Origin of the sequence: Gimibacter soli (assembly GCF_028463845.1) — a bacterium.
GTDB lineage: Bacteria > Pseudomonadota > Alphaproteobacteria > Sphingomonadales > Kordiimonadaceae > Gimibacter > Gimibacter soli.
The window spans coordinates 2,757,986-2,773,999 of record NZ_CP116805.1 but is presented as its reverse complement, the minus strand read 5'-3'; the positions used below and the strand labels follow the sequence as shown (position 1 = coordinate 2,773,999).

The 16,014-nt window shown below is 58.6% G+C and carries 11 protein-coding genes; 3 read left to right on the top strand and 8 right to left on the bottom strand.

Annotation, left to right across the window (positions count from 1 at the left end; genetic code table 11):
• Positions 1-27: 27 nt before the first annotated feature.
• Genes ligK through PH603_RS12805 form a run of 3 tightly spaced genes read left to right on the top strand, consistent with a single transcriptional unit; the run spans position 28 to position 2,619 of the window.
• Entirely contained in the window at positions 28-702 is a 675-nt protein-coding gene (gene ligK, locus PH603_RS12815; protein ID WP_289502933.1) for a 4-carboxy-4-hydroxy-2-oxoadipate aldolase/oxaloacetate decarboxylase, read from the top strand.
• A complete protein-coding gene (locus PH603_RS12810; protein ID WP_289502932.1) occupies positions 695-1,750 on the top strand; it encodes a 4-oxalomesaconate tautomerase in 1,056 nt (351 codons plus the stop codon). Before ligK ends, PH603_RS12810 begins: the two co-directional genes overlap by 8 nt.
• A complete protein-coding gene (locus PH603_RS12805) occupies positions 1,747-2,619 on the top strand; it encodes an amidohydrolase family protein (protein ID WP_289502931.1) in 873 nt (290 codons plus the stop codon). The genes PH603_RS12810 and PH603_RS12805 overlap by 4 nt, the downstream gene beginning before the upstream one ends.
• Before the next feature lie 428 nt (positions 2,620-3,047).
• On the opposite strand, the gene PH603_RS12800 is transcribed toward PH603_RS12805, so the two are convergent.
• The 8 genes from PH603_RS12800 to PH603_RS12765 form a co-directional block, all read right to left on the bottom strand.
• Positions 3,048-6,038 carry a sensor histidine kinase gene (locus PH603_RS12800; RefSeq protein ID WP_289502930.1) on the bottom strand — a complete coding sequence of 997 codons (2,991 nt, stop codon included), beginning with the start codon at positions 6,036-6,038 and terminating at the stop codon, positions 3,048-3,050.
• Positions 6,039-6,056: 18 nt separating this feature from the next.
• Complete coding sequence (locus tag PH603_RS12795; protein WP_353507415.1) at positions 6,057-6,719, bottom strand: response regulator; 663 nt, start codon at positions 6,717-6,719, stop codon at positions 6,057-6,059.
• Positions 6,720-6,823: 104 nt separating this feature from the next.
• Positions 6,824-8,299 carry an ATP-binding protein gene (locus tag PH603_RS12790; RefSeq protein ID WP_289502928.1) on the bottom strand — a complete coding sequence of 492 codons (1,476 nt, stop codon included), beginning with the start codon at positions 8,297-8,299 and terminating at the stop codon, positions 6,824-6,826.
• A gap of 122 nt (positions 8,300-8,421) precedes the next feature.
• A complete protein-coding gene (locus PH603_RS12785) occupies positions 8,422-9,693 on the bottom strand; it encodes an alginate export family protein (protein ID WP_289502927.1) in 1,272 nt (423 codons plus the stop codon).
• Positions 9,680-11,515, bottom strand: coding sequence for an amidohydrolase (locus PH603_RS12780; protein ID WP_289502926.1), 1,836 nt, complete (start codon positions 11,513-11,515; stop codon positions 9,680-9,682). Before PH603_RS12780 ends, PH603_RS12785 begins: the two co-directional genes overlap by 14 nt.
• A gap of 87 nt (positions 11,516-11,602) precedes the next feature.
• Positions 11,603-12,577 (bottom strand): alpha/beta fold hydrolase, encoded by a 975-nt coding sequence (locus PH603_RS12775; RefSeq protein WP_289502925.1) that lies wholly within the window; start codon positions 12,575-12,577, stop codon positions 11,603-11,605.
• Between the two features lie 66 nt (positions 12,578-12,643).
• Positions 12,644-13,297, bottom strand: a complete 654-nt coding sequence (locus PH603_RS12770) for a hydrolase (protein WP_353507414.1) — start codon at positions 13,295-13,297, stop codon at positions 12,644-12,646.
• A 432-nt stretch (positions 13,298-13,729) separates the two neighbouring features.
• On the bottom strand, positions 13,730-15,970 hold the full coding sequence (locus PH603_RS12765) for a copper-transporting P-type ATPase (protein ID WP_434783310.1): 2,241 nt from the start codon (positions 15,968-15,970) through the stop codon (positions 13,730-13,732).
• Between the last annotated feature and the right edge of the window lie 44 nt (positions 15,971-16,014).

Below are 16,014 nucleotides of genomic sequence, written 5' to 3'. Positions count from 1 at the left end.
TACTGAAACAGAAAGAAAGGGATCGTTATGTCCGGCATCGTGGTTCAAAATATCGAGCGGACGGACGCCGCAGTCATTGATGGGCTCGCGGCCTGCGGTGTTGCGACAGTGCATGAAGCGCAGGGGCGGACAGGCCTCATGCTGCCCTATATGCGGCCCATCTATCCGGGCGCGCGCATTGCCGGATCAGCTGTCACCATTTCAGCGCCGCCCGGCGATAACTGGATGGTTCATGTCGCGATCGAGCAGTTGAAGGCGGGCGACATTCTCGTGCTTGCGCCGACAAGTCCTTGTACTGACGGCTATTTCGGCGACCTTTTGGCAACCTCTGCGCAGGCGCGCGGCTGTCGTGGCCTTATCATCGATGCCGGCGTACGCGATGTGCGCGACCTGACCGAAATGGGATTTCCCGTCTGGTCGAAGGCCATTTCGGCTCAGGGGACGGTCAAGGCGACCCTCGGGTCCGTCAATGTGCCGATTGTCTGTGCAGGTGCCGCCATTCAGGCGGGTGACGTGATCGTCGCTGACGATGACGGCGTCTGCGTGGTGCCGCGTGCCACAGCGGCTGACGTGCTAGCCAAGGCCAAGGCACGGGAAGCCAACGAGGGCGACAAGCGCGCCAAACTCGCGTCCGGCATTCTGGGCCTTGATATGTACAAGATGCGCGAGTCGCTCGAGAAGACGGGGCTGAAATATGTCTGAAGGCGTGCGCTGCATGTGGATGCGGGGTGGCACCTCGAAGGGCGGGTATTTCCTGAAGGGCGACCTGCCTGCCGACAGGGCAGCGCGCGATACCTTCCTCCTTCGCGTCATGGGATCCCCTGACCCTCGCCAGATCGACGGCATGGGCGGCGCCGATCCGCTGACCAGCAAGGTGGCGGTCGTTTCAAAGTCCGATCGGCCGGGTGTGGATGTCGACTATCTGTTCCTGCAGGTCTTTGTCGACCAGGCCATTGTCTCGGACGCGCAGAATTGCGGTAATATCCTTGCAGGCGTAGGCCCCTTCGCGCTGGAGCGCGGCCTTGTGGACGCCGCTGAAGGCGAGACAAAAGTCACCATTTTCATGGAAAACACCGGCCAGATTGCCGTGGCCACGGTGCAAACGCCTGACGGACGAGTGGTCTATGACGGCAGTGCTGCCATTGATGGTGTGCTGGGGACGCATGCGCCCGTGCCGCTCGAATTTCGCGATACCGCCGGGTCGTCTTGCGGGGCGCTGTTGCCGACGGGCCTTGCGGCGGAAACCGTGAATGGCGTTCCTGTGACCCTGATCGACAACGGCATGCCGTGCGTGGTGATGAAGGCGGCGGATGTTGGCATTAAAGGCTATGAAAGCCGTGAGGAACTGGACGCCAATACCGACCTCAAGGCGAGGATCGAGGCCATTCGGCTCGCCGTCGGTGCACGCATGAACCTTGGCGACGTTCGCGAAAAATCGGTGCCCAAGATGATGCTGGTGGCGCCACCCCGGCAGGGTGGGGCAATTACCGTTCGCAGTTTCATCCCGCACCGGGCACATGCTTCGATCGGCGTACTGGGGGCTGTGTCGGTGGCAACCGCGTGTCTCATCGATGGTTCGCCGGCTGCCGAAGTAGCGGTGATCCCGGAAGGCAGGGTGAAGACGCTTTCTGTCGAGCATCCGACCGGCGAGATGAGTTGCGTCATGGAGCTTGATGATGCCGGTGCGGTCAGGACGGCGGCCCTTCTGCGGACGGCGCGTAAGCTAATGGATGGAGTAGTTTTCGGATGAGTGACCGGATTGTCAGCTGGCACGCCAGCCCATCGAAGCCCCACTTTACGCCGCCGCCCGGTGCAGTGGATGCCCACTGTCATGTATTTGGCCCGATGGCCGAGTTTCCCTTCAGCCCGAAGGCCAAGTATTTGCCTGAAGATGCTGGCGCCGATGCGCTTTTCGCGCTTCGCGACCATCTGGGCTTTTCGCGAAATGTGATCGTGCAGGCAAGCTGCCACGGCACCGATAATGCAGCGACCCTGCACGCAATCGCTGCTTCCGGCGGCGGGGCGCGCGGGGTGGCAGTGGTGGATCCATTGATTACGGACGCCGAACTTGATCACCTTCATGTCGGCGGTATTCGGGGCATTCGCTTCAACTTCCTGAAACGGCTGGTGGACGATGCACCGAAGGACAAGTTTCTGGAGGTTGCGGGCCGGATCGGTCGGCTGGGCTGGCATGTTGTTGTCTATTTCGAAGCCGACATTCTGGAAGAACTGCGGCCTTTCCTCGACGCTATCCCTGTGCCCCTCGTGATCGACCACATGGGCCGCCCGGATGTAATCGAGGGACCTGATGGCGCCGACATGAAGGCTTTCCGGCGGCTCCTCGACAGCCGCGATGACATCCATTTCAAGGCAACCTGCCCGGACCGGCTCGACCCGGCCGGCTGCCCCTGGGATGCCTTCGCCGAGGCGGTCGCGCCGCTTGTCGCCGATTATCCGGACCGATGTCTGTGGGGGACAGACTGGCCCCATCCGAACATGCAGGACGCCATCCCCGATGACGGCCACCTTGTCGATATGATCCCCCGCATCGCGCCGACGGCCGAATTGCAGCATCAACTCTTGGTTGCCAACCCGGTGAAGCTTTATTGGGCGGATTAGCGTTTATAAATCAATATTATATCAGGCTTTTCCAATCTTGAATGTTGTGTTGTCCCTGACTCTAAGGGTGGTGCCTGGAGATGATCCTCACCACCCAATTTTTTAAAGATGAAACATGAGTGCCTCCCAAGTTGCCTCGTCTTGTGGAGCCTTCTTTGTACAAATTCCTCTAATAATTGGCGCCGAATCCAAGCAGAATTAAAGACGGCATTGGGCGGAAAAGGGGGAGGTTGCGGAAAAATCCGTGCGCCAAATTTGCGCCAAGTGCATGTAACTGATTGATATAAATAAGAGTCTGGTGCCGGCAGCGAGCACCAATTACTTTAAGTTATTGATTTTATTGAATTATTCTGCGTTACTATGGTTTGTCTGTCGCGATGGTGGTCACGGCTTGGACATGCTTCAGCAGCTTCAAGCCCAAGTCAAATCTACAAAGGCATCGAAAGCCGGATTTCAGTACCTTTGGGCTTGGTGTCCAAAATCTGGATCTTCGCGCCAAGTTTCATCGCTCGTTCGCGCATGCCGACAAGGCCGTAATGGCCTTTGCGTCGCCAGTTTTTTCTTGTCTCGGGGGGGATGCCGATCCCATCGTCTGCTATTGAAATAGTGACATTGGATCGCTGGAAGTTGACACTGATCTGCACGTTCCCGGCCTGAGCATGCCGGATTATGTTCCACATCGCCTCGCTGGCGATCTGGGCGATATCGTCAGCAATTTGTGAGCCGATGAGTGACGAGTTTCCGGTTACGTTGATCGACCACGCAAGCCGGTTGCCCAGGATATCCGCTGCAAGGTCAGAAAGGGTATTCGCGAGATCAACCGGGCCTTCCTCCCCGCGCAGGAAACTGACCCTGTCACGACCATCCTGGAGTACGTCATCAGCGCGCTCCAACGCGGCTTCCAGTGATCTCCGGCCTTCGCTGCCTTCCGGCAGTCGATCGCCAACGGATTGAAAACGCAACAGAAGTCCCTGAAAGCCCTGCAGCAATGTATCATGCAGCTCGCGAGCGATGCGTTCCCGTTCGGCCAGCCGGCCTTCCATACGGGTCTTGATCCGGTCAGCAACCAGTCGCAGGTGCATGAGATAGGCCGAGAAGGCAAGGCCGAGTCCGGCTAGAAACACCGTCAGGAAAAACCATTTTGACTGGAAGAAGGTTGGCGGAATGACAAAGGTCAAACGCTCTGTGGGCCCGAGCCAGATGCCGGCTTCGCTCGTCGCTTCGATGCTTACCGAGTACTGGCCCGGTCCGAGGTTTGAAAATTCGATCAGTCTTGCGGTGTCGACATCAACCCATGGCTGGTTGTCGTCACCAAGCCGGTACCGGAATTGCGTACGCTCTGGTGACGAAAGGTTCAGGGACTGATACGAGACGGAAAGCTGGGTGGTGTCATCAGGAAGAAGCATGCTCTCGGTCGGCGCGAAGGGCACACCGTTTGCGATGACGGACTTCAGGCGGACGGGAACGGGTGCTGCCGCAACGATTTCAAAGCTCAGGTCATGCCAGGCGAGGCCATGATTTGTTGTGAACCAGATGCGGCCGTCCTGAGAAATCGAGGCCGTGTCGGAATAGGACTGCTGGGCGACGCCGGGCAATCCGTCGTGAACGGTGAAGAGCTCTGATGCAGGGCGGAAATCTGGCTTCTCGAAAGCCGCGATCAGTTCGCTTGCAGACACGCGCACGACACCGGAAATGGTGCTCAGCCAGACCTGGCCATCGGGCGATACGGCCAGCCCGGTAATACCTCTGGCCGGTGGAATTTTTTGGGGAGGAAGGGTGTTGAACTGACGACCTTCCAGTCTTGCAACACCGAACTCACCGACGGCCAGAAGATGCCCGCCGACCTGATGGATGCCATAAACAGCTCCGATATCAAGGCCGCTACTGCGGTCGAACAACTGCTGGTCATGACTGTCGATGAGCAGGAGTCGACCGTCCCGCAGGCTCATCCATACTGACCCATCTGGGGTGACGAACAGGCCACCCGGCACCGCTTCTCGCGTCTCTTCCGGGAGCAGGACACGGCTCCAGTCATCCCTCGAGTAGCGGAAAACGCCTTCACGGTAGATTATGGCGAGCAGGCTGCCGTCCCGTTCCTCGGCCAGCGCATTGACCCGCGTATTGGAAAGTCCTTGGGGCAAGGGGACGGCAACAATTCTGTCATCCGCCGTAAGTTGCCAGAGGCCTTGGCGGACACCGATCCACAAATTGCTTTTACTGTCGATCATGGCGCAGGAAAGCTGGCCTGGCATATCGGCTATGGCTTCAATCTGGCGATTGTCCCGCAACCGGTAGATCGAAGTGGAATCGAGGATGAACTCTCGGTCTTTCGAAAAAACAGCCCTGAAGCCATAACGGGAGGTCGGTGGAACGCTGGACTCGGTGACAAAGAACTGCCGGCTCAGGCGGTCAATACCCATGTTCGTGCCGACCCACAGCTGGTCGGATTGATCGACCAGAATTGGAACAGCAATGTTTGAGGTAAGTCCGTCTTCAAGCTGGAAGTTTTCTACAGCGCTGAGAAAAAGGCCTGCGCCTCCGCCGGCGACACTTGCCGGGTCAGATATTCTGAAAAGGCCGCCACGGGTGAGGTCTGTGCCCCAGACCGTGTCATCTTCATCGACAGCAATATAGTTGGGGGAAAATTGCGGTGGCGCCGGAGCGTCCGCCATGGGTCTTTCAACCGTGCGGGTTGCCAGCGAAATCGAGGTCAGGCCGTGATAGGAATCGAGCACCCACACCCGGCCTCCCCGGCCTTCGGCGAAAGCAGCGCGTCCTGTGCGCAAGCCAGTTGGTTGAAACACCCGAGCGCCTGGTTCCAGTACGTGGATGGTTTCACCGTCACCGACCCAAAGCGACCCGTCTGAAGCTGCTTCCACCCAATTTGCGCTTTCGGCCGGGAAGTGCCAGTCTTCGCCAATGATATGCCACTCGGTTCCATCGAACCGCATCAGTCCGCGCTCGGTCGCGGCCCACATTGTGCCGTCACGGCTGCGCGCAAAACGAAGAACCATCCAGTGGGTCTTGCGATTGTCGACTTCGTAGTTTGTGAGTTCTCCGTTGTGGAGGCGTGAGAGCCCGCCGCCCGAATAGCCGATCCAGATATCGCCGTCGGGTGCAGCAAACACTGCTGTGATGTCGATAGACAGGAACTGGACATTGTTGGCTGGAACGATCCGCTCGAACTCGGTGCCATCGAACCTGAAAAGCCCGGCGCCGGTGCCTAGCCACATATAGCCATCCGGCCCTTGCGCCAGGGCCCATACATCGGCCGGGGCGCCGTCGGCGATCATCCAGCTTTTATGATGTAGCTGGTTGATCGCTGTTGTCGCGGGTAGCGCCGAGCTGCCGCTGGTGAAGGTGAGCCAACCGGTCAGGAGCAAGAGGATTGCGGTGATTTGTCTCGGCACGTTTCCCATCCAGTTGCCCGCCTGATTCTATAGTTCGATCAGGCCGCGTTTGGCGGCAATGGTAACTGCGTGCGTTCTGTCGGTGGCGCCAAGCTTCGAGAAGATGATCTTCATGTATCCCTTCACCGTTTCCTCGGCGATGTCCAGTTTGCGGGCGATCTGCTTGTTGGAATTGCCCCATGCCGCCAGAGAAAGGACTTCGACTTCCCGGTCTGACAAGGGTTCATCGAGCACATGAAGGGCGATGTCACTGGCGATCGCTGCATCCAGGTGTTTGCCGCCATGAAAGACCGAACGGATTGCGTTCAAGAGCTCATTGCGCAGGCTTGCTTTCAGCAGATAGCCGGACGCCCCGGCGCGCAATGCCTTTATGGCACGCCCGTCACCGGTATAGGTTGTCAGGACGATGATCTTGGCGTCCGGGTCTTTCAGTCTGATCTGACTGATTGCTTCCACGCCGGTCATGTCGGGCAGTTGCAGGTCCATCAGCACTATGTCAGGCTTTACTTCGGTATAGGCGACAATTGCTTCGCCCCCTGATCCGGCCTCGCTGATAACCTCGACATCTTCATGGGCAGAAATCACGGCCCGGACCCCTTCACGCAGTAAAACGTGATCGTCCACGATCAGCACTGTGATGGTGGGCGGTTGGTCGGTGGCTGGGTGCGTGTCTGACGCGCGGTTTTGCATGCCGCTTAACTCTGGTTTCGATGTGGACGCGCACAGGCGCTGCAAGTGGTTCATGCCAACATAGAACTCATAAAGGCTGGTCGTCCAGTTTACGACCTGCCTTGCTATTCTGCGGCGACAATTTCATATGGCACATCCTGCCATGTTGCCGGCTTTGCGATTGATGATTGCTCCCGAAGAACCATTCGATCCGTCACTGGGAGGTGCGTGGAAGGCTCGGCATGACGCAGTTGCCGCCAGCAAAAGGCACGGACTGTTTCGGGCAGCGAATAATGACATTCACCATCTTTATTGCAGGCTGTGAGGAGTGATTTGTCGATCATCCGTGCCAGTAACAGCGATGCCGCCTGCAAGTTGTGGTCGGTCAGGCTTGCCGCCATTGCCAATGTGAATTGCAGCGGAAGATGGGCCAAATGGATGAAAAAGCATCTTTCCTCATGCGAGAGAATACAATGTCCCCATTGGTAAGCCGCTTCCAGCGACTGGTGCCGCGCGGGTGCGGTCCGGTAGCCCTGTGTCAGAATATCGAACTGGTTGTGGAGGTGGTTGGAGAGCCCATCGATCCCGAGAGATGCGATGCGGTTGGCGGCCAATTCTATGGCCAAAGGATTGCCGTCAAGCCGCCGGCATATGTCGTGGGCACGGGCGACAAGTTGGCCGTGAGAGAGCGCCTCCGGGCACATCGCCCTGACCCTGTCCATAAACAGCTCAACCGCAGGCGGGGTTGCCGAATGTGACAGCCACGCAAGGCCATTGAGACGATAGACAGTCTCTGTCCGGGTTTTGAGCGGCTCTCGGCCTGTTGCAAGAATTCGGATGCCTGGCTGGTTGCGTAGCAGCTGTTCGGCGTAAAGAGCGGCGCCGTAGGCGGCGTGATCATAGTTGTCGAGAACGACAAAGATGTTTTCGGTGCCGCGAAAGTTATGCAGCCAGCCGGTGAAGTCATTTGTTTCCCGCGGTGCGCCGAGTGCTTTTGCCAATCGTTCGGCAACCTCGCTGGTATCCTGCATTTCAGACAGGTCAACGAGCCGGACTTTTTCACTGCTGCGAATGGCCTTGGCAACAGTCAGGGCGACTGTGGATTTACCGACCCCTGCGGTTCCCACAAGTGTCACGAGCCGGGCAGTTTCCAGAAGATCGAATATTGCGTTTGTAATGGCGCTGCGCCCCAGAACCTTGACGGGCAGCTGTGACCAGTCATTCAGCCACGGTGCCTGCGTCATCTTGCCTGTTGTCTGTCCCGGAGACCATCTGGTGAGGCTTACCGTCCCTGAAAAACAATAACCCTGACCCGGTACATTGAGGATGTAGGTACAATCCCTGTCTTCGAGGGCTTTCCGGATGGCTGCAACCGCAACCCGAAGGTTGGAATCGTCCAGCCATTCACGTCGCCAGACCTTTGATGTCAGCATCGCTTTGGACATGATGACGCCGGGTTGCCCGATCAACGCAAGCAGCACGTCAAAAGCCCTTTCGCCCAGCCGGATGGGTTCGTCGCCACGTTTGAGCGTGCGATCGGTTGGCCACAATGAAAATGGACCGAAGGAGATTCGACCGCCTGTTGTTGAATCTGACAGCATTGCTTCCCCGCAGGACACCTGGCACGTCCTTTCTCGCTTGTTTGGCGATGCTGAAATGAAACATCCGCGGCCCAATTCCGGCAAGCCCCGAACGGGTCAGAAAGACACACCATAATAGGGGGTCAGAAATCAAATCGGAGGGTAAGTTCCACAAAATGGGTTGTTCTCGCATCCGTGTTTTGGGCTTTTACGAAGGCTTTTGGTGCGGCACGGGTATAGATGGCACCAAGGAACAGGCCGTTTCGGGGCTGATATTCAAGATTGAAGCTCGTCGACGTATCAACATGGCGTGGGGCGTTCGTGTCGCCTTCAAACACGAGGCTTCCTGACGGGCTATAAACGCCGTCTGCCCGTGCATACCGCCAGAACATATTCATGTCCGCCGTCACCTTCAGTTCCTCGGTCAGGTTTAGGGTCAGGTATGGGTTGAAATTGTAGAAGTTTCTGGGGCCGAGATGGGCAAGGTCGGAAAAGTAGCTACCGCGCGGGAACAGCGCATTGAAGGCGCCAAATGTGCGGTCAGTTGGATTGCGATCACCACTTGCCACATTGGCGCTGAGCGCGAGGCGTGGTGAAAGAGGCAGGTCCGCGAAGGTGTAGCCCGCAATGCCGGCAAGGGTCCATGCTTGGATTTTCTGGCGCGGACCATCGGGCTGAAAATGGCCTGTCTGCCACACGCCTTCCAGATCCCAGTCCCAGTCGTCGTCTTCTCCGGCAAGCCTGATGCCGAAGCTGTGACGGCGCTCCTGTCCTGCCAGTGTCTGGTTGATGCCTCTGTCACTATCGAAGCCCAAATAGTAGAGATCGACCTTGCCAGATAGTCCGAGCGGTGCATCAAAGGTGCTGTATATGCCCCACAGAGCGCGGTTATTGATCAGGCTATCATCGAGGATGCCGGGATCGTTTTCTGCTTCGAAACCGGCGAGAAGCTGGATGTCATAGCTGTTACCAGTGGCTGTCAGCCGCGTGCCGTTGAACCGCCGGTGCACATTGGTGCCATCGCGCCAACCAACAAGCCGCTGGGAGCCGAGCTTCCATTCGTCACGCCCGATGCGCAATCTTAAGGCTTTATCCGCGAACGGGATTTCGATCCATGCGCGGTTGATATCCAGCCGATTTTCTTCCACCGGGCTATCGCCACCTTTCGCACCATGCTGAAAGGCGCCCGTCACTTCGACGAGGGCGGTGACGTTCTGGCCGGCAACACTGGCACCGACGTGATAGCGATGGGTAAGGAACCAGTCTTCGCCTTTGCTGTCGGTCCCCCACAGACTGTTGTCAATCAGCGTGGCCCGTTCCCGCAAATGCCCGAAGAATTCGGTATCTGACCCGTGCGCCGCCCCGCTGGCAAATAATAGGGCGGCGAGGCAAGAAAGGCGATCAGGCCAGATCATTCTGGAAGCCGCCATACTCGCGAACCGGCGACCAATCCGGGCTTAGTGGGGGCAGGGTCGGTGACAGGTCTTCAAACGGACCTGCGCCATGAACCACACGCCCGTCGGTGACTGTGAGAACGGATTCAATGGCACGGATACGGTCGACCGGGACGCTGAAGAAGTCCTCGCTGAGGATAGCAAAATCGGCATATTGGCCGGGCACGATGCGGCCCTTCAGCTGTTCCTCGCCCGAGAAATAGGCACTGCCGCGGCTATAGAGGTTGATGGCCTGTGCGCGGCTCAGCCGATGTTCTGGGCCAAGGACTTCGGTGCCGCCGACGGTGCGGCCGGTGACCGCCCAGTAAAGTGTGCTCCAGGGATGGTAGCTCGCCACACGGGTGCCATCGGTACCAAGCCCGACCGGCAGGCCTTCCTTGAGCATCCAGCCAAGCGGCGGGCTTTTGAAGGTGGCGTCGCGGCCATATCGTTCCATGAAGAACTCGCCGCCATATGCCATGCGGCCCTGAAGGGCGATGGCACCGTCCAGGCGCTTCACACGCCGGATCGTGTCGGCCTCAATCGTTTCGGCATGATCGAATGCCCAGCGCAGGCCGGTAAGGCCCGCACGACCAGCCAGAATTTCATCCCGGTGCAGGCGTTCGAACACACCGAGCATCGCCTTGATCGATTCATTGTAGGTCGCATGAATGCGGAACGGCCAGCGATTGGCAGCAAGATACTGGGCGACGGCATAGAGGTCCTTGTCCCAGCCCTCTGTCTGCGTAAAGTCCGGCCGGTCGGAGAGGAAGTTTTCATAGTCGCTTGACTTGAAGGCGAGAAGTTCCCCGCCGCCTTCGAGCACGAAGCCATTCACCGTTTTTGCGCTGTTGCTGCCGACTTCATGGTCGGCACCCCATTTGGTGAAATCCTCAAGTTCATGCCCAGAGCGCTGCGGGAACAGGAAGTAGGAGATGCGGAGCGGCATCGGTCCATCCGCGGCCAAGCCTTGGGTGCCGCCATAATCCTGCGGGAAGGTGTGTCCGCCACCGCCCGCGTCTATGGCGCTTGTAAGCCCGAAACGATTGAGCTCCCGGTACCAGTGCATGGTCGATGTTACCTGATCGGCAGCCGATAACGGCGGCAGTTGCCCGATGGTCTGGTACAGGATGTTTGGATAAGGCTCGCAGAGGAGGCGCCCGGTCGGCTCCCCATCCGGGCCGATTTCATAGCGGGTGCCCTTCGGAGGCACGGTATCCTTGGTTATGCCAAGTGCCTTGATGCCAGCCCTGTTGATCAGGCCCTGGCTATAGAGCAGCATCACGAAAACCGGTGTGTCTGGGGCCGCGCGGTCAAGTTCCTCAACCGTCGGCATGCGCTTCTCAGTAAACTGGAAAGGGCTCCAGCCACCGACAATCCGGACCCACTGGCCTTTTGGGATGCGCTTTACCTGTGCGGCAATCATATCCAGCCCGCGCGCAAGGCTTGTAAGGCCGTCCCAGCGGAGCTCCGTTGCATAGAAGCGCCCGCCACGCACGGCATGCAGATGGCTGTCGTTGAGCCCGGGAATGATGGTGCGGCCGCCAGCATCGATCACTTGCGTACTCTTTGCTCTCAGCTCCGAAATGCGGGCGATGCTACCCGTTACAACGATGCGACCGCCGGCGATCGCCATCGCTTCCACAAAGGGCTGGAAGCGGTCACCTGTATAGATGTTGGCATTGATCACGATCATGTCCGCACCGCCAGCCGCCGCCCATAGCGGGGTAAGACTGGACGCAGCAAGCGCGGCGAACGAGCTGCCGATGAAGGCGCGCCGGGTGGGTTGATAGCTTCTGGTCATCGTGCTGCTCCTTGGAAAATGGGGGTGCCCTTCCGCGAAGGGGGGAAGGGGAAGGGCACCGGTGCAGGCTGAGGGGAGGCCTTCACCTCAGCCCTTGGCAAAGGCAAGAATGTCGGCGTTGAGGTCGGCCTGCGCGGTCTGCGCGAGGCCGTGTCCGCCGCCTTTGTAAACCTTGAGCTTCGCACCCGGGATCAGTTCGGCCATAAGATGACCGGAATTGCCGATTGGTACGATCTGGTCATCGTCGCCATGGATGATCAGGGTCGGAATAGCGATCTTTTTCAGGTCTTCCGTGAAGTCCGTTTCCGAGAAAGCCTTGATGCAATCATATTCGCTCTTCAGCCCGCCCATCATGCCCTGCATCCAGAAACTGTCGCGCATGCCCTGACTCACTTTGGCGCCATCACGGTTGGCCCCGAAGAAGGGGGTGGTAAGGTCCTTGAAGAATTGCGAGCGGTCAGCCAGCACACCTGCCCGGATACCGTCGAACACGTCGATAGGCAGGCCGCCCGGATAGGCATCGGTCTTCGCCATGATTGGGGGCACCGCGCCCACAAGGATTGCCTTCGCCACCCGTTTGCTGCCGTGACGGCCAAGGTAGCGCACGACTTCGCCGCCGCCGGTGGAATGGCCGATCATGATGGCGTTCTTCAGGTCCAGTGCTTCGAAAAGCTCGGCCAGGTCATCGGCATACTGGTCCATGTGATTGCCGTCCCATGTCTGGCTGGACCGGCCATGGCCGCGCCGGTCGTGCGCGATCGTCCGGTAGCCGTTCATGCCCATGAACTGCATCTGGGCGTCCCATGCATCGCCAGTGAGCGGCCAGCCGTGGCTGAAGACGACCGGCTGGCCCAATCCCCAGTCCTTGAAATAGATCTGTGTGCCATCTTTGACGGTCAGATAGCTGCCATTCGGTTTGCCCGGCTTCGCTTTCGAGGCAGCTTCCGCTTCGCCCGTTGCAGCGAGGACGGGCAGGGCGGCGGCAAGGCCGATGCCGCCGGCAAGGACAGCACGGCGGGAAGCGCTGGTGGAAGGTTCTCTATTGGAATTTTCGGTGGTCATTGCGGTTGCTCCGGCGAGATCAAAAAGGAGCGGGGTGCCGCAGAACGCAGCACCCCGCGATTTGACTTAGTGGCCTTCCTGGGCGCCGAACATTTCCTTGGCATAGATGATGCCGAGGCCGTAGCCGCCGCCATGTTCCTTGGCGATGCCGGTCACGACATTGTAGGTCTCGCCGCGCGCCCAGTCGCGTTGCAGTTCAAGCATATATTGAAGCCAGGTGATGGGGTGGGCGCCCGCCTGTACCATCCGCTGGACCGCCATATTGTGGGCGTCGAGGCTGACACCGCCTGACGCATCGGTAACGAAATAGACTTCATAGCCCTGTTCGATGGCCGACAGCACGGGGCCTACACCGCAGACCTCGGTCCAGAGGGCGGCAATCACGATCTTTTTCTTGCCGATCTTGTTGACTTCATCGGTGATGCGCTTGTCTTCCCACGTGTTCATTGTGGTGCGATCGATGGGCTTCTGGTCCGGGAAGACGGCCTTGAGCTCGGGGAACATGGGGCCGGAGAAGCTTTTCTCGGCAACCGTGGTCAGGATCGTCGGCACATTGAAAGCTTTGGCAGCCTTGGCAAGGCCGGTGACATTGTTCCGCAGTTCCACAATCTCGATCGATTTGGTGGCAAAGGCCATCTGCGGCTGGTGGTCGATCAGAATCAGTGTGTGGTTATCGGGGGCCAGCATGCTTTTGGCCGGCACCGGCTTGGCCTGGGCCATGGCGCCGGTCGATAGCGCAAGGGTGGCGGCAAGCACAGTCGCAAATCGGGTCAGTTTCGTGAAAAAGGTCATGACACGCTCCGTTCAGGAAGGTTGAAATATCTCAGGGCGCGTCTGCACCCCGGATCACATGGTGGGCGTGTCAGCCCGAAGGGCCGAATGAATCGTTGTGAATCAGTGTTAACCGTAGATGGGAATACGAAATTTGATGATTCTTTGATCCGTGCTCAGAGACATAAAATTGTGCGCCAAAATTGCGCCAATGGCTTGTAACTGATTGATTTAAAACAGCCTCTGGTGCCGGCAGCGAGCACCAATGACTATAAGTTACTGATTTTGTTGAGTTATTTATGTGTTTTTCCGTGTGTCAGTTCAGGTGCGGCCAGCCAGTCAGGTAACATTGTTGAATCTGTCAGTCGGATCAGTTTGGCTTCATCCGATGCTAGTTTTGCGCAGGCGCAGCGCGTTCGCCACGACGCTGAGGGATGAAAGCGCCATGGCGGCTGCCGCGATCATGGGGGACAGGAGGGTGCCAAATAGGGGATAGAGAACCCCCGCCGCTACCGGCACGCCTGCTGCGTTATAGATGAAGGCGAAGAAGAGATTCTGGCGAATGTTTGACATCGTGGCATGGCTCAATCGTCGGGCCTTCACGATCCCCATGAGGTCGCCTTTCAGGAGCGTGACGCCCGCACTCTCGATCGCGACATCGGTGCCTGAGCCCATCGCGATGCCGACATCGGCAGCTGCGAGGGCAGGTGCGTCATTCACGCCGTCACCCGCCATCGCAACGACCCGGCCGTTCTTTTTGAAACGTTCGATCACATTGCCCTTTTGCTCGGGCAAGACTTCTGCCTCAATCTCATGGATGCCAAGCTTCCGTGCGACTGCTTCGGCCGTTGTTCGATTGTCACCGGTCAACATGACGACGGTGATGCCCTCATTCTGAAGAGCGCTGACGGCCTCTGGTGTGGTTTCCTTGATGGGGTCCGCGACGGCGATGATGCCGGCGAGTTCGCTGTCCACGCTGACAAAGATGACGGTTGCCCCATCGCGGCGCAGCTTGTCTGCGTCACTGTCAAGTGCTTCTGTGCTGACACCCTGCTCATCAAGGAAGCGGCTATTGCCAAGGCAAACGTGCCGTCCTTCAACGTTGCCGGTAGCTCCTTTGCCGGTTGGGGCATCGAAGTCGCTGACATCTGGCAGGTCAATTCCACGAGCCTCGGCAGCGGCAACGATGGCGGCGGCAAGGGAATGTTCGGACGCTCGTTCAATTCCGGCAGCCAGACGGAGGAGGTCGTCTTCCTCCCAGTCAGGGGCTATGACAATGCGGGTGACCTTGGGTTTGCCCTCGGTAAGCGTGCCGGTCTTGTCAACGACGATGACATCAACCTTTTCGAGCCTTTCCAGCGCTTCAGCATTCTTGATCAACACGCCAAGCTCCGCGCCGCGTCCGACGCCGACCATGATCGACATCGGGGTGGCGAGGCCAAGCGCGCAAGGGCAGGCTATGATGAGCACGGCAACGGCGGCGATCAGACCGTGGGCCATGCGGGGCTCCGGTCCCCACAGGCTCCAGCCGGCGAAAGCCAGGAGGGCGACAAGAAGCACAGCTGGCACAAACCAGCCTGCCACCTGATCCGCAAGACGCTGAATGGGCGCGCGCGAGCGTTGCGCTTCGGCCACCATATGCACGATGCGGGCGAGCATGGTGTCGTGTCCGATTTTTTCGGCTTTCACGACAAGGGCACCGGTCTGGTTCATGGTGCCGCCGATGACCTTGTCGCCAGCCTTCTTGGAGACCGGCATCGACTCGCCCGTAACCATGGATTCGTCCACAGAGGATTGCCCATCTTCAATCACAGCATCGAGCGGGATTTTCTCGCCAGGGCGAATGCGCAGCCGGTCGCCTACTTCGATTTCGTCAACCGGAATATCTTCATCAGATCCGTCTTTGTGCAGCAGACGCGCGGTCTTGGGAGCGAGGTCAAGGAGGGAGCGGATTGCCCCTGAGGTATTTTCCCGTGCCTTCAGTTCCAGCATCTGGCCGAGCAGGACAAGGACGGTGATCACAGCGGCTGCCTCGAAATAGACGGCAACTGTGCCGTCCGGTCCCCGGAAGGCTGCGGGAAAGACTGAAGGTGCTAGAGTGGCGACGAGGCTGTAGCTCCATGCAATGCCGGTTCCCATGGCGATCAGAGTGAACATGTTGAGGTTGCGTGATCGGATGGAAGCCCATCCCCGCTCGAAAAACGGCTTGCCTGCCCAAAGAACAACCGGTGTCGCAAGGGCGAACTGGATCCAGACAGAGATATGGGGTGGTACAAGGTCATGTAGTGCAGGGATCAGATGGCCACCCATCTCAAGGATGAATACAGGCAGGGCAAGGACAAGTCCGACCCAGAAGCGCCGGGTCATATCGTTGAGTTCATCGCTCTTCCCCGCTTCTCCGGTACTCAGATATGGTTCCAGCGCCATGCCGCAGATGGGGCATGCGCCGGGATGATCCTGACGGATTTCCGGATGCATCGGGCAGGTCCAGATCGTCCCCTCTGGCACCTCCTTTGCGGGCGGTGCATCGAGGTTTCCGTGGCCATGATGGGCATGCGCCCCATGATCGCTTTCATGGCTACGATGGCTGTGGTGAGCGCCAAGTTCCTGCTGCTTGGTCATACTTGACTCCGTCAGATCATTGATGGCTGATGGAAGCGCGCGGA